This window comes from Shewanella sp. AS16 (genome assembly GCF_021412365.1).
In the GTDB taxonomy this organism is placed as follows: Bacteria; Pseudomonadota; Gammaproteobacteria; order Enterobacterales; family Shewanellaceae; genus Shewanella; species Shewanella salipaludis.
This window is the reverse complement of sequence record NZ_JAKCLK010000451.1, coordinates 1-280: the sequence shown is the minus strand read 5'-3', so window position 1 is coordinate 280 and position 280 is coordinate 1. Positions and strand designations below refer to the sequence as shown.

The 280-nt window shown below is 52.1% G+C and carries 1 pseudogene; it reads right to left on the bottom strand.

Annotation, left to right across the window (positions count from 1 at the left end):
* Positions 1-280 (bottom strand): annotated as a pseudogene (locus LZP73_RS21055) (hypothetical protein); the annotation flags it as partial.

Genomic DNA, 280 nt, shown 5'->3' with positions numbered 1-280 from the left:
ATATCGATAAGCAACGCGGCGGTGATATAACAGTCATACAACGCGCGGTGATGATGCAGGCCCGGCGGCGTCTGTACATTGAGCTTCCGTGTTTTATATAGCGCCATATTGCTGTACTTGATCCCTGGCCACAAACGACGGGCCAGTTTCATAGTGCAAATCCACTCACCGGGCATTTCAGGCAGTACGCGGCGGTCAAAGCTGGCGTTATGCGCGACATACCATTCACTACCGTAATAGTGCGGGATCACATCTTCAATCCACGGTTTATCGGCGACCA